At 41.6% G+C, this 18,396-nt stretch carries 27 protein-coding genes and 3 pseudogenes; all 30 read right to left on the bottom strand.

The features are described from left to right. Nucleotides 1-2 precede the first annotated feature (2 nt). The 30 genes and pseudogenes from rpmD to corA all read right to left on the bottom strand — a co-directional run bounded on the left by rpmD (nucleotide 3) and on the right by corA (nucleotide 18,333). Nucleotides 3-188, bottom strand: a complete 186-nt coding sequence (gene rpmD, locus ABF86_RS02930; protein WP_074684871.1) for a 50S ribosomal protein L30 — start codon at nucleotides 186-188, stop codon at nucleotides 3-5. 5 nt (nucleotides 189-193) lie between these two features. After that, nucleotides 194-727 carry a 30S ribosomal protein S5 gene (gene rpsE, locus ABF86_RS02925; RefSeq protein WP_176752563.1) on the bottom strand — a complete coding sequence of 178 codons (534 nt, stop codon included), beginning with the start codon at nucleotides 725-727 and terminating at the stop codon, nucleotides 194-196. Between the two features lie 16 nt (nucleotides 728-743). After that, nucleotides 744-1,106 carry a 50S ribosomal protein L18 gene (gene rplR / locus ABF86_RS02920; RefSeq protein ID WP_011633688.1) on the bottom strand — a complete coding sequence of 121 codons (363 nt, stop codon included), beginning with the start codon at nucleotides 1,104-1,106 and terminating at the stop codon, nucleotides 744-746. 21 nt (nucleotides 1,107-1,127) lie between these two features. Continuing rightward, the gene (gene rplF, locus ABF86_RS02915; RefSeq protein ID WP_011633687.1) at nucleotides 1,128-1,667 is read right to left on the bottom strand and encodes a 50S ribosomal protein L6; all 540 of its coding nucleotides are present in this window, start codon (nucleotides 1,665-1,667) and stop codon (nucleotides 1,128-1,130) included. A gap of 12 nt (nucleotides 1,668-1,679) precedes the next feature. Further along, nucleotides 1,680-2,075 (bottom strand): 30S ribosomal protein S8, encoded by a 396-nt coding sequence (gene rpsH, locus ABF86_RS02910; protein ID WP_074455454.1) that lies wholly within the window; start codon nucleotides 2,073-2,075, stop codon nucleotides 1,680-1,682. Nucleotides 2,076-2,148: 73 nt separating this feature from the next. Further along, nucleotides 2,149-2,454: a 30S ribosomal protein S14 gene (rpsN, locus tag ABF86_RS02905; RefSeq protein ID WP_011633685.1), complete on the bottom strand. Its 306-nt coding sequence runs from the start codon at nucleotides 2,452-2,454 to the stop codon at nucleotides 2,149-2,151. Between the two features lie 13 nt (nucleotides 2,455-2,467). Then, nucleotides 2,468-3,007 (bottom strand): 50S ribosomal protein L5, encoded by a 540-nt coding sequence (gene rplE / locus ABF86_RS02900; protein ID WP_074455453.1) that lies wholly within the window; start codon nucleotides 3,005-3,007, stop codon nucleotides 2,468-2,470. 15 nt (nucleotides 3,008-3,022) lie between these two features. Beyond that, on the bottom strand, nucleotides 3,023-3,340 hold the full coding sequence (rplX, locus tag ABF86_RS02895; protein WP_074455512.1) for a 50S ribosomal protein L24: 318 nt from the start codon (nucleotides 3,338-3,340) through the stop codon (nucleotides 3,023-3,025). Between the two features lie 18 nt (nucleotides 3,341-3,358). Beyond that, the gene (rplN, locus tag ABF86_RS02890; protein WP_011633682.1) at nucleotides 3,359-3,727 is read right to left on the bottom strand and encodes a 50S ribosomal protein L14; all 369 of its coding nucleotides are present in this window, start codon (nucleotides 3,725-3,727) and stop codon (nucleotides 3,359-3,361) included. A gap of 78 nt (nucleotides 3,728-3,805) precedes the next feature. Continuing rightward, on the bottom strand, nucleotides 3,806-4,060 hold the full coding sequence (gene rpsQ, locus ABF86_RS02885) for a 30S ribosomal protein S17 (protein WP_011633681.1): 255 nt from the start codon (nucleotides 4,058-4,060) through the stop codon (nucleotides 3,806-3,808). Next, nucleotides 4,038-4,250, bottom strand: coding sequence for a 50S ribosomal protein L29 (rpmC, locus tag ABF86_RS02880; RefSeq protein WP_041353422.1), 213 nt, complete (start codon nucleotides 4,248-4,250; stop codon nucleotides 4,038-4,040). Before rpmC ends, rpsQ begins: the two co-directional genes overlap by 23 nt. Before the next feature lie 7 nt (nucleotides 4,251-4,257). Beyond that, nucleotides 4,258-4,674, bottom strand: coding sequence for a 50S ribosomal protein L16 (rplP, locus tag ABF86_RS02875; protein WP_011633680.1), 417 nt, complete (start codon nucleotides 4,672-4,674; stop codon nucleotides 4,258-4,260). A 114-nt stretch (nucleotides 4,675-4,788) separates the two neighbouring features. After that, nucleotides 4,789-5,406, bottom strand: a pseudogene (gene rpsC, locus ABF86_RS02870) (30S ribosomal protein S3); the annotation flags it as partial. 38 nt (nucleotides 5,407-5,444) lie between these two features. Then, nucleotides 5,445-5,777: a 50S ribosomal protein L22 gene (gene rplV / locus ABF86_RS02865; protein WP_011633678.1), complete on the bottom strand. Its 333-nt coding sequence runs from the start codon at nucleotides 5,775-5,777 to the stop codon at nucleotides 5,445-5,447. A gap of 8 nt (nucleotides 5,778-5,785) precedes the next feature. After that, the gene (rpsS, locus tag ABF86_RS02860) at nucleotides 5,786-6,070 is read right to left on the bottom strand and encodes a 30S ribosomal protein S19 (RefSeq protein ID WP_074455452.1); all 285 of its coding nucleotides are present in this window, start codon (nucleotides 6,068-6,070) and stop codon (nucleotides 5,786-5,788) included. A 4-nt stretch (nucleotides 6,071-6,074) separates the two neighbouring features. Next, the gene (gene rplB / locus ABF86_RS02855) at nucleotides 6,075-6,908 is read right to left on the bottom strand and encodes a 50S ribosomal protein L2 (protein ID WP_011633676.1); all 834 of its coding nucleotides are present in this window, start codon (nucleotides 6,906-6,908) and stop codon (nucleotides 6,075-6,077) included. Next, complete coding sequence (rplW, locus tag ABF86_RS02850; RefSeq protein ID WP_074455451.1) at nucleotides 6,908-7,243, bottom strand: 50S ribosomal protein L23; 336 nt, start codon at nucleotides 7,241-7,243, stop codon at nucleotides 6,908-6,910. The genes rplB and rplW overlap by 1 nt, the downstream gene beginning before the upstream one ends. Continuing rightward, on the bottom strand, nucleotides 7,240-7,860 hold the full coding sequence (gene rplD / locus ABF86_RS02845; protein WP_074684870.1) for a 50S ribosomal protein L4: 621 nt from the start codon (nucleotides 7,858-7,860) through the stop codon (nucleotides 7,240-7,242). Before rplD ends, rplW begins: the two co-directional genes overlap by 4 nt. Before the next feature lie 17 nt (nucleotides 7,861-7,877). Beyond that, complete coding sequence (gene rplC, locus ABF86_RS02840) at nucleotides 7,878-8,531, bottom strand: 50S ribosomal protein L3 (protein ID WP_011633673.1); 654 nt, start codon at nucleotides 8,529-8,531, stop codon at nucleotides 7,878-7,880. 48 nt (nucleotides 8,532-8,579) lie between these two features. Further along, nucleotides 8,580-8,888: a 30S ribosomal protein S10 gene (gene rpsJ / locus ABF86_RS02835; protein ID WP_011633672.1), complete on the bottom strand. Its 309-nt coding sequence runs from the start codon at nucleotides 8,886-8,888 to the stop codon at nucleotides 8,580-8,582. An 80-nt stretch (nucleotides 8,889-8,968) separates the two neighbouring features. After that, the gene (gene tuf, locus ABF86_RS02830) at nucleotides 8,969-10,159 is read right to left on the bottom strand and encodes an elongation factor Tu (RefSeq protein WP_011633671.1); all 1,191 of its coding nucleotides are present in this window, start codon (nucleotides 10,157-10,159) and stop codon (nucleotides 8,969-8,971) included. Nucleotides 10,160-10,188: 29 nt separating this feature from the next. After that, on the bottom strand, nucleotides 10,189-12,279 hold the full coding sequence (fusA, locus tag ABF86_RS02825) for an elongation factor G (protein WP_074684757.1): 2,091 nt from the start codon (nucleotides 12,277-12,279) through the stop codon (nucleotides 10,189-10,191). Between the two features lie 70 nt (nucleotides 12,280-12,349). After that, entirely contained in the window at nucleotides 12,350-12,820 is a 471-nt protein-coding gene (gene rpsG / locus ABF86_RS02820; RefSeq protein WP_011633669.1) for a 30S ribosomal protein S7, read from the bottom strand. A gap of 65 nt (nucleotides 12,821-12,885) precedes the next feature. Next, a complete protein-coding gene (gene rpsL, locus ABF86_RS02815; RefSeq protein WP_011633668.1) occupies nucleotides 12,886-13,263 on the bottom strand; it encodes a 30S ribosomal protein S12 in 378 nt (125 codons plus the stop codon). Between the two features lie 261 nt (nucleotides 13,264-13,524). Continuing rightward, nucleotides 13,525-14,241: pseudogene (locus ABF86_RS02810) on the bottom strand (IS5 family transposase). A gap of 154 nt (nucleotides 14,242-14,395) precedes the next feature. Then, nucleotides 14,396-14,941 carry a L,D-transpeptidase gene (locus ABF86_RS02805; RefSeq protein ID WP_011633666.1) on the bottom strand — a complete coding sequence of 182 codons (546 nt, stop codon included), beginning with the start codon at nucleotides 14,939-14,941 and terminating at the stop codon, nucleotides 14,396-14,398. Nucleotides 14,942-15,068: 127 nt separating this feature from the next. After that, nucleotides 15,069-15,308: a CDGSH iron-sulfur domain-containing protein gene (locus ABF86_RS02800; protein WP_011633665.1), complete on the bottom strand. Its 240-nt coding sequence runs from the start codon at nucleotides 15,306-15,308 to the stop codon at nucleotides 15,069-15,071. Between the two features lie 31 nt (nucleotides 15,309-15,339). Then, on the bottom strand, nucleotides 15,340-16,491 hold the full coding sequence (locus tag ABF86_RS02795; RefSeq protein WP_074684745.1) for a cell division protein ZipA C-terminal FtsZ-binding domain-containing protein: 1,152 nt from the start codon (nucleotides 16,489-16,491) through the stop codon (nucleotides 15,340-15,342). Between the two features lie 34 nt (nucleotides 16,492-16,525). Then, nucleotides 16,526-17,156 (bottom strand): annotated as a pseudogene (locus ABF86_RS02790) (transposase). Nucleotides 17,157-17,202: 46 nt separating this feature from the next. After that, nucleotides 17,203-18,333 (bottom strand): magnesium/cobalt transporter CorA, encoded by a 1,131-nt coding sequence (gene corA, locus ABF86_RS02785; RefSeq protein WP_049753083.1) that lies wholly within the window; start codon nucleotides 18,331-18,333, stop codon nucleotides 17,203-17,205. Between the last annotated feature and the right edge of the window lie 63 nt (nucleotides 18,334-18,396).

The raw sequence follows: 18,396 nt of genomic DNA, 5'->3' as shown, positions 1-18,396 counted from the left end.
CTTTATTCCTCTACTTTCAATAGATATGCTGTTTTATTAATCATACCTCTAGTCGAAGGTAAATCCGGCAAAAAAACTGTACGGTTAATCTTCCTTAATCCCATACCTTGTATTATCAATCTATGTCTCTTTTTTGTACCAATTAAACTTTTTACCAAGGTTATTTTTACAGATTTTAATTTTTCCATTTAAATCAGGCCCCAGTAATTTCGTCTATGCTTTTACCTCTTTTAGCGGCAATCATTGCGGGTGTTTGGATTTTATCTAAGCCATTCAGAGTAGCTCGCACTATATTATACGGATTTGTAGAACCCAAACACTTAGCTAAAATATTATGTACACCCATCACTTCAAAAATAGCACGCATAGGACCACCAGCGATAATTCCTGTCCCTTCTGAAGCTGGCTGCATATACACTCTGGCTGCACCATGTCGACCAATTATGGGATGATGAAGCGTACCATTTATCAAGTTAATCTTAATCATTCCACGACGAGCCTCATCCATAGCCTTCTGCACGGCTAAAGGAACCTCCCTAGATTTCCCCTTACCCATGCCGATACTACCTTTCCCATCACCAACCACTGTTAAAGCAGCAAAACCAAGAATTCTACCACCTTTTACAACTTTGGTAACACGATTGACAGAAATCATTTTTTCTTTCAATCCATCAGCCTTTATTTCGTCTTGAGTTTTTGTACCTGTAGATCTCGTTGTTTTAGCCACCGCAATTACCTTTATTTTAAAACTTCATCCCTGCTGATCTAGCTGCATCAGCAAGAGCCTTTATTCGGCCATGATACTTAAATCCAGATCTATCAAAAGCTATTTCACTAATCTGTGAATCAAGAGATTTCTTAGCCACTAATTGACCAATATACCTAGCAGCTTCCACCGTCCCACCGTTTGGATATTGTTTTTTTACCTCCGCCTCAACTGTCGAAGCGCTAACAACCACATTATTTGATGAAGGATCCAAAATCTGCGCATAAATATGATTATTACTCTTATGAACCAACAGCCTAAAACGCTTTGAATTGCTAATTTTAATTCTAGTTGCTTTAGCACGCCTTAAGCGAGCCTGTTTGATCGTATTTAGCAACATTATCTTATCCTTATATCACTATTACTTTTTCTTAGTTTCTTTAATTATAACTTTCTCATCAAAATATCGAATTCCCTTTCCCTTATATGGTTCAGGACGCCGATAAGATCTAACATCCGCAGCAACCTGACCAACTTTTTGTTTGTCGATACCTTTGATTAGGATTTCAGTTGGATTTGGCGTTTCCACCTTAATATCTTCTGGAACGGAATAAGATATAGGATGAGAAAAGCCGAGATTCAAATTTAAAATATTGCCAGAAACTTGTGCCTTATACCCAACTCCTACAATGAGAAGTTTTTTCTCAAATCCATTTGTCACACCTCTAATCATATTTGATATCAAGGCATTAATCGTTCCCACTATAGATCTTGCTTGTTTTGAAGAGTTTAAGGCTTGAATAGTTAAATAATTTGAGCTCATTTCAATTTTAGTATTATGAACATCAATTAATTGAAATAAACTTCCCAAAGGCCCTTTTATAGCTATACCCAATTCTGTCAACTGGACTTCCACTAATTTTGGTATCTCGATTGGTTTTGTTGTTGTGTAGAAAGACATTATTAAATTACCTCACGCAACTATGCACAATAACTCACCACCAACTCCTCCAGCTCTTGCCGAACGCTCGGTCATAACACCCTTAGAGGTTGATACAATAGCTATACCCAAACCATGCATCACCTTCGGCAGATTATTTCGTGATGAATACCTTCTTAATCCTGGCTTACTTATCCTGGTAAGTGAAGTAATAACTGGTCCGCCGTTAAAATATTTCAAACATATATCTACATATAACTTTCCATCACTGACTATCTCTTGATAGCTCTCAATATATCCTTCATCTTTTAGTATTTTTAGAATTGCTTTTTTTAACTTTGATGAAGGGATCTTTACTTCTTTTTTTTCTGCAGCCTGCGCATTTCTTATGCGCGTAAGCATATCAGCTATTGGATCAGTCATGCACATATATACACCAAATTATATTTTGTTCCAGAAATAACTTTTTTATCACAATTTTCTTCAAAGTCAAAGCTTAACTTTACCAACTTGCTTTAATAACACCTGGAATTTCACCACGCATCGCTATTTCACGCAGCTTAATTCTTCCCAAACCAAATTTTTTATATACTCCTCTTGGCCTTCCAGTCAAGATACACCTCTGACGCAGCCTAACGGGACTAGAGTTTCTAGGGAGTCCTTGAAGTAAATTACGCGCTGTTGACTTTTGTTCAATATCTGATTTGGTATCTTTTAAGACAGCAATTAATTCTGAACGACGTGTCGCATATTTATTTACTATTTCCATCCTCTTTATATTACGATTTACTATTGACTTCTTAGCCACATTATTCCTTCCTTTAATTTTTAAATGGAAATTTAAAAGCAGAAAGCAAAGCCTTAGCTTCTATATCAGTTTTGGCCGTTGTGGTCATCGTTATATTCAAACCACGCAATTTATCAATCTTATCGTAATCTATTTCAGGAAATATAATCTGCTCTTTAATTCCCATATTAAAATTACCACGGCCATCAAAACCTTTTCCTCCTATTCCTCTAAAATCACGTATACGAGGGATAGCAATACTTACAAGACGATCCAAAAATTCGTACATCTTTATTCCACGCAAAGTTACCATGCAACCAACCGGATAACCTTGCCTTATTTTAAAAGTTGCAATAGATTTCTTCGCTTTCGTAATTATGGGTTTTTGTGCCGAGATCTTTTCCAGATCACTGACGGCATTTTCCATTATTTTTTTATCAACAGCCGCCTCACCAACACCCATATTTAGAGTTATCTTTGTTATTTTAGGAACCTGCATCACAGTTTTATAATTAAACTGCTGTATTAGTTCCTTTATAACTATATTTTTATAATAATCAAATAATCGAGCCATTTTATTCTTCTATCCTTACAAATCTATTAGAGTGCCATCAGATTTAAAGTAGCGTACTTTATTACCTGATTCATTAAACCTAAAACCGACTCTATCCGCCTTATTTTTGTCAGAATTAAAAATTGCAATATTAGAAACATGAATTGGTTTTTCTATTTCAATAATCCCACCAACAATATTTTTACTTGGATTAGGCTTAACATGCGATTTAACTCTATTTACATCTCTAACTATTACTTTTTCTACACCTTCAAACTTAATTACCGTTGATTGCTTACCCTTATCTTTACCTGATAATATAATTACGTTGTCACCCTTCCTGATTTTTTTCATGGCCATAAGCTCTTTACTTTAAATTACTTCGGGAGCTAGAGACACTATTTTCATGAACTTTGCTGTACGAAGCTCACGTGTTACCGGACCAAAAATTCTAGTACCTATAGGCTCTAATTTATTATTCAAAATTACCGCGGCATTCGTATCGAACTTCACCAAAGAGCCATCAGATCTGCGAATTCCCTTTGCCGTTCGTACAATAACCGCGTTATAAACCTCTCCTTTTTTGATACGACCACGAGGCGCGGCATCTTTTACAGCAACTTTAATAACATCTCCGATTCCAGCAAATCTTCGCTTTGATCCTCCGAGAACCTTGATACACATTACAGTGCGAGCCCCCGTATTATCAGCTACTTTTAGTAAAGACTGCATCTGAATCATATTTATACTTCCTGTTAAGATTGATTCTAAATTTTGTACGGTAGGATATAAATAACACTTTTCAATCGAGGGTTATATTCAATTAATCTTTACTACCTTGATTACTCGCCAAGATTTGGTTTTTGATATAGGGCGTGCTTCACTTATAGCCACCACATCGCCCACTTTATATTGATTATGCTCATCGTGAGCATGATATTTTTTTGAACGAGTGATAATTTTTCCATAAAGAGGGTGTTTTACTTTTCTGTCAATTCTTACAGTTACTGTTTTATCTCTCTTATCACTTATAATTTGTCCAATCAGATATTTACTTTGATTGTCTAAATTCATCGCCATCCTCTTTTTCTCGAATAATGGTTTTAATACGCGCTATATCTCTACGCACTTTTTTAACTTGAGACGTATCTGTAAGCTGTTGCGTCTTCAACTGGAATCTCAAACCAAATTGGATTCTTCTTAACGATAAAAGCTCTTTTTCCAAATCTGGCAATCCTTTTCCCTTTAATTCTATTACTTTCATTAAGAAATTAACTCCCTAAATGCCTTATCACAAATACCGTCTGCATTGGTAGCTTTGCAGCAGCCAATCTAAAAGCCTCACGTGCAAGCAGTTCATCAACTCCATCCATTTCATAAAGCACTTTTCCTGGCTGAATCTCTGCAACATAGTACTCTGGATTCCCCTTGCCCTTTCCCATTCTAACTTCAGCAGGTTTTCGCGAAACAGGCTTATCTGGAAAAATTCTTATCCAAATACGTCCACCACGCTTGATATGTCTCGTCATTGCACGTCGAGCCGCTTCAATTTGTCTTGAGGTTAATCTTCCACGGCCTATAGCTTTAAGCCCAAACTCCCCAAAACTAACCTTTGCGCCTCTGGTTGCCATACCAGTATTGCGACCTTTATGCTGCTTACGAAACTTGGTTCTGGCTGGTTGTAACATTACTAAATCCCTTGCTTTCGAGCTACTTTAAAATATAGTCACAAACTTAATCTGAGCTGTCTCTCAGAGAGATTAAGCTTTTGCTTAGTTTTGACGATCCCTCACACTAAGCTGTTCCCCTTTAAAAACCCAAACTTTAACGCCAATCACACCATAAGTTGTTTTAGCTTCTGAAGTTCCGTAATCAACTTCGGCTCTTAATGTATGAAGAGGCACTCTTCCCTCTCGATACCATTCAGTTCGTGCTATTTCTATACCATTCAACCTTCCAGAACTCATTATCTTAATCCCCTGAGCTCCTAATCTCATAGCGTTTTGTATCGCCCTTTTCATAGCTCTTCTAAACATTATTCTTTTTTCAAGCTGTTGAGTAATACTAGCCGCAATAAGTTGCGCATCAATCTCAGGCTTACGTATTTCCTCTATATTGATGTGCACGGGAACATTCATAAGTTTCTCAACATTTTTACGAAGAATCTCAATATCTTCGCCTTTTTTACCAATTACAACACCTGGTCTTGACGTATGTATTGTGATTTTTGCATTTCTTGATGGTCTTTCAATAATGATACTTCCTACAGAAGCATGCGCTAATCTTTTTTGAAGATACTGCCGCACATTAATATCTTCATTTAAAAAAACTGAAAATTTCTTTGTGTTTGCATACCAACGAGAAGACCAGTTCTTCAGAACTGAAAGTCTAAATCCTGTCGGATTAATTTTTTGACCCATGAATTATTTACCTTTTTTCATGTTTACTTAATAAATTTCTATCTATTGCAGACGGTCAAGAAAATATTACATGTTGGTTTTGATATACGATTTCCTCTCCCTTTTGCGCGCGGACTAACACGTTTTAGTGAAGATCCTTGCCCTATAAAAACTCGAGCTACTTTTAATTCGTCAATATCAGCACCTTCATTGTGCTCCGCATTTGCTACTGCTGACTCAAGTAACTTTAAAATAATTACCGCCCCCTTCTTTGGACTGAATGTCAAGAGCTTAATAGCCTGATCAACCTGCAATCCTCGAATTTGATTTACCACTAACCGCCCTTTTTGAGCGGATAATCTTACGCTACGTAAAACTACAGATGTTTCCATATATAATCCTATCGCTTAGAACCTGCTGCCTTCTTATCACCAGCATGGCCTTTAAACGTTCTAGTATGAGAAAACTCACCAAGTTTATGACCAACCATGTTTTCTGTTATAAAAATGGGAATATGCTGCCTTCCATTGTGGACAGAAATAGTTAATCCAATAAAATCCGGGAGAATGGTTGATCTCCGTGACCAAGTTTTTATAGGCCTTTTATCATTATTTTTACGAACAGCTATAACTTTATTGATGAGATGTAAATCAACAAAAGGACCTTTTGAAATAGATCGGCTCATACTTTTAACCTTTCTTAGAATATCTGCTTCGAACAATCATATTGACTGTCCTCTTGTTTCTTCTTGTCCGGGATCCTTTTGAAGGCGTGCCCCAAGGACTTACAGGGTGCCTTCCAGCGGCAGTTTTACCTTCTCCACCACCATGAGGATGATCAACAGGATTCATCGCCACACCTCGAACTGTTGGACGAATTCCTCTCCATCTTACAGCCCCAGCCTTACCTATTGATTGCAAATTATGCTCGGAATTACCAACCTCTCCAATTGTTGCTCTACAATTTATATGTATCTTCCTGATCTCACCCGATCTCAATCTAATCTGAGAATAGTCACCTTCGCGCGCCATAAGCTGAGCAGAGGATCCAGCAGAACGTGCTAATTGCGCTCCCTTACCAGGCTTTAGCTCGATACAATGAATCACACTTCCAACCGGAATGTTACGGATAGGCAATGCATTACCAGTTTTAACTGGAGAACCTGATCCATTGACCACGTACGAGCCCACCTCTATATCCTTTGCTGCAATAATATATTTCCTTTCTCCATCCGCATAGCAAAGTAATGCTAAATACGCACTTCTGTTAGGATCATATTCAATGCGCTCAACCTTTGCAGGAATATCATCTTTATTTCTGCAAAAATCGACAATCCGATAATGATGTTTATGTCCCCCACCAATATGTCGTACTGTTATCTTTCCAGAATTATTCCTGCCTGAATTTTTTTTCTTTTTCTCAGTTAATGCGGAATATGAATTTCCCTTATATAAAAAACTGTTTACAGATCTAACCACTGCTCTTTGACCTGGAGAGGTAGGTTTTGATTTTTTAAGTGTCATTATTTATCCTCAAATAACCTTACATCAGTAAAATCTATCTCGCGGTCATCTCTTAGACTAACAAATGCTTTTTTCCAATCTGATTTTTGCCCTATATATCGGCCAAATCTTTTTTTCTTTCCCTTTACATTTATTATTTGTACGCTCTTTACTTTAATATTCTGTGATTTCCAAATCTGCTCAATAGCTAATTTAATTTCAGCTTTATTAGCATCGCGTGAAACATAAAATATGATTTGCCTAACTTTCTCAGCTAAAAAAGTTGCCTTCTCGGAAATTTGTGGAGCTTTTATTACTTCCAGTGCTCTTTCACTGCCTATATTGATAATTTTCATTGCAATACGCTTTCAATTTTATTTACTGCTTCGCGAGTAATAACAACGTTATCATAAGACAATAAGCTTACAGGGTCTATTAAGTCAATCTCGACTACTTTTACATTCGGTACATTTCTGGAAGCCAGATATAAATTCTCATCTACTTCATCAGTAATAATCATTACATTTTCAAGTTGATAATTTTTTAATTTCTGCAAAAAAAATTTTGTTTTTGTAGTCGCGACCCGAAATTCACTTATCGCTACTAATTTACTATTTCTTAATAGTTGGGAAAATATCGTACACATCCCCGCACGATACATTTTGCGATTTATTTTTTTGGTAAAGTTTTCTGTTGGCTTATTGGGAAATATTTTCCCACCTCCCCTCCACAATGGATTCGATGCTGCACCAACTCTTGCTCTTCCGGTTCCTTTCTGTCTCCATTGTTTGCGCGTAGAACCAGCAACTTCAGATCGCCCCTTTTGGGCTCGAGTACCGCTTCTGGCATTCGCCAAATACGATGTCACTATTTGATGAACCAATGCCTCGTTATATACCCTGTCAAAAACAGAATCTGATACTTCAATATTAACAACTTGTCCATTTTCGCTTCTACAAGGAATTTTAACCATTTGCTTATACTTATCAGTTATTGTTTATTTGCGTGTTTCACACTTGGGCGTATAAAAACTCCGTTGCCTTTTGAACCCGGAACCGATCCCTTCAAAAAAATCAGACCACGAACAGTATCAACACGTACAACTTCAATATTCTGGATTGTGCTATTTACACCCCCCAACCGACCTGTCATTTTCTTCCCGGGGAAAACCCGACCTGGATCTTGCGCCATACCAATCGAACCCGGAACATTATGTGATCTTGAATTACCATGACTGGCTCTACTCGAAGAAAAATTATGACGCTTTATAGTACCGGCATACCCCTTACCTATAGACACCCCACTTACATCTACTTTTGACCCTGTCAGGAAAATTTCGACGTTTATTTCAGAACCTAATTTTAGGTCGCTATTGATAGCTTGCTGCTCTATTCTAAATTCTTTTATTACTTTTCCTGCCTCTACACCAGCCCGTGCAAAATGACCAGATAGTGCCTTTGTTATTCTATTTTTCCGTCGATATCCTTGCGTCAACTGAATTGCTGAATAGCCATCCCTTTCAGCTGTTTTAATCTGCACCACACGATTTTTCGAAACATCAAGAACGGTGACAGGCACGCTACTTCCAGACTCGGTAAAGATTCTAGTCATTCCTACTTTTTTACCGATAAGCCCTAATTTCATTTGCTTCCTCTACTTTGAGTTTTTGCCTTCTATAGCTAATAAAATAAACTACAGCTTGATTTCAACATCAACACCAGCAGGCAAATCAAGCTTCATCAGTGCATCTACTGTTTTATCTGTAGGATCAATAATATCCATTAGCCTCAAATGCGTTCTAATCTCAAACTGATCGCGCGAAGTTTTATTTACGTGCGGTGATCGCAGTACATCAAATCGTTCAATACGCGTCGGCAGTGGCACTGGCCCCTTAACCACAGCTCCTGTCCGCTTTGCTGTTTCTACTATTTCAACAGCTGACTTATCTATTAGGCGATAGTCGAAAGCTTTTAAACGTATACGTATTTTTTGATTTTGCATAAAGCACTCTAAGTTGTATATTTTACGGAGCTTGTTTTATATGAGACTACCAATCCTTAGCAGTATCGATGTATCTAAACTTATTCAATTACTTTGGCGACCACACCAGCGCCGACGGTACGTCCACCTTCACGAATAGCAAAACGTAATCCCTCGCTCATTGCTATTGGTGCAATCAAATTGACATTAACCGATATATTATCACCTGGCATCACCATTTCGACGCCTGCCGGCAGTTCAATGGAGCCTGTTACATCAGTTGTTCTGAAATAAAACTGTGGGCGATACCCTGCAAAAAATGGTGTATGCCGACCACCCTCTTCTTTGCTCAACACATATATTTCCGCAGAAAATTTGGTGTGTGGCAGTATACTACCCGGCTTAGCCAGAACCTGACCACGCTCCACCTCTTCTCGCTTGGTACCTCTTAATAATATACCAACGTTGTCTCCGGCCTGCCCTTGATCCAGCAACTTCCGAAACATCTCGACACCGGTACATGTCGTTTTGATTGTAGGTCGCAATCCCACAATTTCTATCTCATCACCAACCTTGACTATACCGCGCTCCACACGCCCTGTAACAACAGTTCCACGCCCGGAGATTGAGAACACATCTTCAACAGGCATAATAAAAGCCCCATCAATCGCTCTTTGTGGCTCTGGAATGTATGAATCCAGCACTTCCGCCAGCTTCAGAATAGCTGCCTCACCGATGTCACCTTTATCCCCTTCCAGCGCTTTCAGTGCTGAACCAATAATAATAGGTGTATCATCCCCTGGAAAATCATACTTGGATAACAGTTCACGTATTTCCATTTCGACGAGCTCAAGTAACTCAGCATCGTCTACCATGTCAGCTTTATTCATGAAGACAATGATATAAGGCACTCCCACCTGTCTCGCCAGCAGAATATGTTCGCGTGTCTGCGGCATGGGCCCATCAGCTGCTGATACCACCAGAATAGCGCCATCCATCTGCGCCGCTCCTGTGATCATATTCTTCACATAGTCGGCATGACCCGGGCAATCAACGTGCGCGTAATGGCGTTTATCTGTTTCGTATTCAACATGGGATGTGTTAATAGTAATCCCACGTGCACGCTCCTCGGGCGCCGAATCTATCTGAGCATATGACTTGGCTTCCCCGCCAAATTTCCTGGTCAGGATGGTCGTGATCGCCGCCGTTAACGTCGTTTTCCCATGATCCACATGGCCTATCGTCCCTACATTTATATGCGGCTTCACCCGCTCGAATTTACTTTTCGCCATTACGTCAACCTCTTTTTATTTGAATAGCTTTATTTCTTACTGATGATTGCCTCAGCCACATTTTTTGGAGCTTCAGAATAATGCTTGAACTCCATAGAGTATGTTGCCCTACCTTGAGTAGCAGATCGAAGTATAGTGGAGTACCCAAACATCTCCGCCAATGGTACTTCTGATCGTATCACCTTAAACCCTGGAATATCTTCCATTCCCTGAATAATTCCACGACGTGAAGATAAGTCACCAACCACATTACCCATAAACTCAGATGGTGTTTCCACTTCTACTGCCATCATTGGCTCCAAAAGAACTGGGCTGGCTTTTTTCATACCATCTTTAAACGCTATTGATGCAGCCATCTTAAAAGCATTTTCATTGGAATCAACATCGTGGTATGAACCATCAAATAATGCGATTTTTACATCAACAACCGGGTATCCGGCAAGCACTCCGTTCGATAATGAATCCCGCAATCCTTTCTCAACAGCAGGAATATATTCTCTCGGAACAGCACCACCCTTAATTTCATCAACAAATTCAAATCCCTTACCTGCTTCATTAGGCTCCATTCGCAACCATACATGACCATATTGACCACGACCACCACTTTGCTTAACGAATTTACCCTCAATCTCAACTTGCTTTCTTATCGCTTCTCGGTATGCAACTTGTGGAGCACCTACGTTTGCCTCCACTCCAAATTCTCTCTTCATCCGATCAACAATAATTTCCAGGTGGAGTTCACCCATACCAGAAATAATCGTCTGGCCAGATTCCTCATCTGTTCTAACTCTAAAAGATGGATCTTCCTGAGCTAAACGGTTAAGCGCAATCCCCATCTTTTCCTGATCAATCTTAGTTTTTGGCTCTACCGCTACATGAATAACTGGCTCCGGGAAATCCATACGTTCCAGAGTAATTACATGATTAGGATCACATAATGTATCCCCCGTTGTAACTTCCTTCAGACCTACTGCTGCAGCAATATCGCCAGTTCCAACCTCTTTAATTTCTTCACGCTGATTAGCGTGCATCTGCAACAATCTACCAATCCTTTCCCTCTTTCCTTTAACAGGATTAAATACAGTATCACCTGATTTAACAGTCCCAGAATATACCCGAAAAAATATTAGCTGCCCAACGTAGGGATCTGTCGCAATCTTAAATGCTAGAGCTGCAAATGGACTATCTTCACTTGGTCCACGCTCATCCTCCAAGCCATTTTCATCTACACCTTTAATTGCCGGTACATCTAATGGTGAAGGCAAATAATCTAAAACAGCATCCAACATAGCCTGCACACCTTTATTTTTGAATGCTGTCCCACAAAGCATTGGCACGATTTCATTATTTATTGTTCTTGCACGTAGCCCTTGCTTGATGTCCTCCACTGCCAAATCACCCGCTTCCAAATACTTATTCATCAACTCTTCACTTGCTTCGGCCGCAGACTCTATCATTTTTTCGCGCCAAGTAGCCGCATCAGCTTGTTGAGAAGCCGGTATTTCACGCTCCTCAAATTTCGTGCCTTGACTTGCATCATCCCAATAAATAGCTTTCATCTTCACGAGATCAATGATGCCAGCAAATTTATCTTCCGCTCCGATAGGCAATTGAATTGGCACAGGATTTGCCTTAAGCCTACTTATCATTTGCTCACGGACACGCATAAAATTTGCACCCGATCGATCCATTTTATTTACAAAAGCCAGCCTCGGAACGCCATACTTATTTGCTTGCCGCCAAACCGTCTCTGTTTGTGGCTGCACACCACCAACCGAACAAAATACCGTACAAGCTCCATCCAAAACCCGCAATGAACGCTCCACTTCAATCGTAAAATCTACGTGCCCTGGTGTATCAATTACATTAATCCTGTGCTCGGGGTAATTGCCCGCCATCCCCTTCCAGAAACATGTTGTGGCGGCAGAAGTAATTGTAATGCCCCTTTCCTGCTCTTGCTCCATCCAATCCATAGTGGCAGCACCGTCATGCACCTCTCCCAACTTATGAGAAACACCTGTATAAAATAATATACGCTCACTTGTTGTTGTTTTTCCTGCATCAATATGAGCCATGATGCCTATATTACGGTATCGCTCTAACGGATTTCTTTTTGACACTGCCACACCCTAAGATTGTTTTTTCTGATAAATAGCTACAGCTGTACTTTATATATAAGCAGCCAACTCTTCAAAACCTGAAATGAGAAAATGCTTTATTTGATTCTGCCATTCTATGCACTTCCTCACGCTTCTTAATTGCCGTTCCACGATTCTCAGAAGCCTCCAGCAATTCACCAGCCAATCTTAAATCCATTGACTTCTCACTACGCTTACGAGCTGCGTCTCGCAACCACCGCATAGCCAGAGCACTCCTTCTCACCGACCTAACCTCAACCGGAACCTGATAATTCGCACCACCTACCCGCCTGCTTTTAACTTCTACGACCGGCCTGATGTTTGACAGCGCCTGTGTAAATACCTCCACCGGATCCTTTCCCGATTTTTTCTCTACGTGACTTAAAGCACCATATATGATTTGCTCAGCAATTGATTTTTTTCCACGCGTCATCAATACGTTTACAAATTTAGCCAATTCCACATTATGGTATTTTGGATCCGGTAAAATCTCTCTTTTGGGCACTTCTCTGCGTCTAGGCATTTTGCACTATCTCAATATTTTGATTATTAATCTCACACAGCTATACGCACACTGAACTATATATCTTATGCACTTTTTGGTCTTTTTGAACCATATTTTGAACGCGCTTTCTTTCTATCTTTCACACCAGCCGTATCCAAACTTCCGCGCACAGTGTGATACCGAACACCCGGCAAATCCCTAACTCTTCCACCACGGATCAATACAACCGAGTGCTCCTGCAAATTATGCCCCTCGCCTCCAATATAGCTACTCACTTCATAACCATTGGTTAATCGCACCCTGGCCACTTTCCTGAGCGCAGAGTTTGGCTTTTTAGGCGTTGTCGTATAAACACGAGTGCACACCCCTCTTTTCTGGGGACAGCTCTCAAGAGCAGGAACCTTACTTTTTACTTGCTTTGCTTTACGTGGCTTGCGCACCAATTGACTAATTGTCGGCATTTTGCTCCCAGCTTTTCATACATCAAGTTTTAATTCTATTATGCAGGTTGTTTTCATTAAAATAGCGCAGACTCTTTTTTACGCCTTCAACCTATGTTTTTCTTTTGCTTTCCTATAGCCTTGTTTTACACAAAACCCTCTCGCCTTATATAGCGGCTAAAAAAGACTGCGAATTTTACGGCGTTATTATTTTCAAGTCAAGGCTAAAGTATTCTGTTGCCGCAGTTAAATCAACTGACTATCCAAAGGTCTGCTCCCATTTCACATTGGTAACCACAGGAAGGTACAAACCCATAGCCACGAGGCTTTCGTGGTTATGTTTGAATTTATCAAAGCACGGGACCACCGCCCGGCACTGTTTCAACCGTGTGAAAATATTTTTTACCAGGTGTCAGTATCGGTATAGTCCCCGGTCCGGATCTGCATTACCTGTTTTGGAGTTACTCCTTCCCTGGAATGACTGCCTTGGCACCTTGTTGTTCGATTTGATCGCGAATGGCCTGACTGTCATAGTCCTTTGTCTGCGATAATGGATTGAGCCGCGCCCAGCCTGGATCGCAAAGCCAATGCGTGTGTGCAATCATTGATCTGACTACCGATAATATTGAATGCGATGGGAAGTCCCTGAGTATCACCGCCATGTGAATCTTGCGGGTATTACCGGCCCTGGCTTTTTCCAATTGCTTTATCCTTACCGCTCGCACTGTGCTGGTGAGCCTTGATAGCTACCATCGATAAAAACCCGCTCCATGTCCAGCTCAACCACCAGAGCCTGAAATACCTTGAGCCATTTTCCGCTGACAGACCAGGCGGTGCATCGTTTATAAACCTTGCTCCAGCTCCCGAATGAACCGGTACCATGCGGTACAGCATGCCTTCGACAGTCATACGCAAATCTTGCTTGTTGTAGAGGTGATTGTGAAGCAAAATGGCCAGTAGCTTCAGCCAGAGTTCTGCATTGAGCAACAACCGGGGCATTGCAAGCTCCTATTGCTGGTGAGAGCTACAACGATACGAACTTGCTTCTTTAAATCAATATTGAGATCAAACAGGAACAGGCCTTAATAAATTAGGCACATCGACATCTTTTTACTCAATCGTATTTTTCAGAATCCTTTCACGAAGTGAACTATCATCGTATTACCACACGCGTACCCAGTTTTACCCACGGATTCAATTGATCAATTTGGACATTAGTAAGAGCCACACATCCATTTGTCCAATTGAAACGAGAGTGTACTGCCTGATCACCCTTACCTATGCCATGAATACCTATGTAACCACCAAGCGATGTATCCTGTGGTGACAATCCCGTGGATTCAATGGCATTCATTATATTTTCCCAGACTTGTCGCGAAATTCTCCCCTCTGAAAGAGCCAAGTCCGCAACCTCTCGATTAGGATAATTAATGCCATAAAAACGATAGAAGCGGTCATGTTGTTTAACCCAACTGATTTGGAACGATCCTAGCGGTGTTTGATTATCTCCTCGCATCCTTGAGCGGCTAGCGCCATACCGACCAATAGCGACATTATCAAAAGTCAGCAAGACTTTATCCTTGCGCATGACACTAAGCCGGTGCTCTGAAGTATCTATCAGAATCCACACGTCCTGAGCTGCACGGCTTGGCAGTGGAAATACCAACAACAAAAATAATCCGGTTAGAATCCAGCGCATTGTCAAACCACATCTGTCAAAAATTAATAACCCACTCTGAACACCCCTACTATCTCTGCTTCAATATCGCAGTAGTTCATGGTTTTCGTGCACCCAAGCCCCAGATCCAATCAGAATGCATAAAAAATCATGGCTCACTACCAGAACAGTCGCAAAAAGGAGCATTACCTGTTTTTTTGCAGACACAAAGCCAAACCGAGCCAGCTTCCCTAATCGTAAATGGCACAGGGTTTATTCCGGCACCTCTATGAGAACCGTCACAGAATGGTTGTGATTGACTGAGACCACATCGACACCAGTAATATCGCTTCCCAATTTCCAGCTGAACCTGAATCGGATGATTCTGCACAGCACCAGATTTATCCATGGCTTACTCCCACGGAACACTTGAGATACTGTTAATCAAATAGCTTCAGGGCTGTTTCACTACCAGCAGCAATACTATGTGCCGCCATTGTAGTTTGAATATCAGCCAACCGCTGCCTACTTCTTTTTACTCCACTTTCACTCAGCGGTACTCTGTTGTCATCCACCAGAAGGCCGTTCAATGTCGATGAAAAAAGTCTGGCAATATGGACCATCTGATCAAATACTTTCTCACCATTTGCGACCCTGGGCACATCTAACAGAAAAGTAATGCCCCGAGTAGTCAACGTCCGCATATTTGCCGGCAAAAACAGAGCAGACTCAAAGTTGCCAAGGGAAAACATCACCTCATTCGTTTCGCTATCCCGGTATCTGAAAACTCCTTCGGATTCCAGCCTAAAACCAGATGCCTCCGCCAACGCACGGATTTTGGTTCCAACAAAAGCACCACCATCTTTACTGATAATATTGACACCCATAATCACATCGACATCAGCACAAAATCTATCCAGATCAACCGCCCTGGCATACGCATCCGCAATATCAGGACAATCAACTTCCGCGTGAATCTGCACAGAAAAATCTTCGGCCATGTCACGAAATCTCGATAAATTAATTTCTGTTACCAGTCCAGAGCGATCCACAAGCTGCAAGCATCCTTTCAATTCGATATACGTATTTCTGGGGCTAAGCGTATCTAGCGAAATCTCCTCCCACAGCTGTCCTTCTGACTGCAGGCCGTACCAGCGCACTGGCTTACCGTAATCGAACTTCTGTTGCAGCAGATCTATGAGTCTCTCATGCGGGATAGGTGAGTTTGAGCGAATATCGGCAATATAATTGATCATGCTATCAACGCTAGCAGCTTTCTTCTGCACACTGGGCTCTTTCTGTACCGGCTGATCGTTCGCCACATGCCGTTCAGACAAAGCACTCGCCGGAACATTGGCCAAATCCGTCGCATCATCCTGAATTGACGGTACTTCATCACCAAATTGTGGCTCAATCCGTTCATCTACAGATATTGGTTTATGCTCATCACTCAATAAAACATCATCATGCTCATGTCTGAACGCATCCTGAACTCGGCGATGATGGCGAGCCAACTGAATTCTGTTGAATATGACAACCCCGGCAATAATCACAACACCAATAATAACCAGGCTGATTTGCAAATCACTCATAAACTGTTATCCCCCTTTGGCACAATTGGTACGATTATAATCGTTCTGCTCGCACACAAGGGCACTTCTCAGAACCTGTTCCAACTCTTTTTAGCAGGATCACCAGAAATGCCAAAAGTGAATGAACTGTAAGCTGGCATTGAGTAATCGCTCACAGTTTTTTCACAGTCACCGATTCTTTTCTCGCCACGCGAAGCTACGTCCCACAATCCAGCACCTGGGTATGATTTACCCAGGCATGACTTTAAAGGTATAGCAGCTCGCTATGATTGGCGATTTGTACCGTCACAAACTTTCCCAGGATTTCGCACACTCCTTGGGCAAAAGGTTTGCCCAGATAGTAGGCGCTGTCGTACAGCAAACTTTGTCCTTGCTGCAGCCCATGTTTGCAACGACGCAGCCACCAGCAAAGCCCCCTTACGGCCTGCCACCTTCGCGTAATTCACTCCAGATGGAAAAGTACGAGTGTGCTGTGCGCTATTTGGGAAACTCCTCGGGCAGCATGCGCCATTGGCAGCCGCTCCTGAGTAAATACAGAGCACCGCACAGAATACTTCGGACAGGTCTATGCGTCTGGGGTAGGTCTTCCAGCGCGCACACTCCAACAACGGCTTGATAATTTCAAATTGTTCGCGACTGATGTCGCTCGGATAATTTTTTCTCATGCCCCAACATTATTATCAGCAGTTTTACAAGATCATAAACAGGTTCTTACAACCAACGCTTGCGCCGGAAATAAATCAGCATGCCAATAACCACAACGGCCATTACACTGAGCACGTAAAAATAGCCAAAACGCCAGTGCAGCTCAGGCAGATTCCACGGGCTTTCAGTATCAAAGTTCATACCGTACAGACCCGTGAGAAACATAAGGGGTAAAAAAATTGTGGCGATAATGGTAAGTGCCTTCATGACATCATTCATACGCTGGCTCACTGCGGACAGATAAGTATCAAGCAGATTAGACGCCATCTCACGATAGGTTTCAACAAAGTCAATCACAATCACGCAGTGATCGTAACAGTCACGCATGTAAAGACGTGTGATATCCGACAGAAAATGTCCATCATCGCGCATAAGTGCGGCAATAACCTCACGTTGCGGCCACCAGATGCGACGCACCTGAACCAATTCACGCTTGATGCAATGAATTTTGTTGCGCGCCTCGTGACCTGGGTTGTCGAGAATTTCATTTTCCAGCGCTTCAATCTGATCGCCGAGTTCCTCAAGCAACGAAAATCCACTATCAACAATGACATCCGCCAGTGCATATAGTAAATAATCGGCACCATGCTCGCACGGCTTGCCCGTATTGCGAATACGCCGCCGAACAGGCTCGAAAAGATCACCTGGACCATCGTTAATACTGATGAGATAGTTCTTTCCCAGAAAAATACTCACCAGGCCGGTATTGAATTTACCCGTTTGGTCCTGATGCAGGTAATTGAGCACAACAAACTGCTGCGCCTCGTAGGCTTCTATTTTGGAACGGGTCTCCCGATGGAATACATCCTCTAGCGCAAGCGGATGCAAACCAAACACCGCACTCAACGCCTGCAACTGCTCTGGAGCAGGTAGACCTTGTAAATGCAACCAGATAACGTCTGCTGCGCTGGCAGCAGGCGCCCGGCAATCGTGTGCTGCAAGCCCACGTTGCTCTTCAATCACCCCATTTTTTCCATAACGCAGCAGTGAAATACACGCCAATGGCATCGGTGTCGTCCCTGACCCTGCAGCCGGCAGAGCTTCCAAAGAACCGGGGGACGCACCCGGACGATAATTACGCACGCGAGCATGATGCTTGCGTGGATGACTCAAATTCGTCGTAATTTTATGTTTCATAGACTCCTCTTTCTGCTCCGAAAGAATCTTCTGCCAAATAAAAATTCTTGGTTAAATCTGATG

Origin of the sequence: Nitrosomonas sp. GH22, assembly GCF_009833115.1 — a bacterium.
Lineage (GTDB): Bacteria > Pseudomonadota > Gammaproteobacteria > Burkholderiales > Nitrosomonadaceae > Nitrosomonas > Nitrosomonas eutropha.
This window is presented reverse-complemented; position numbering and strand designations above follow the sequence as displayed.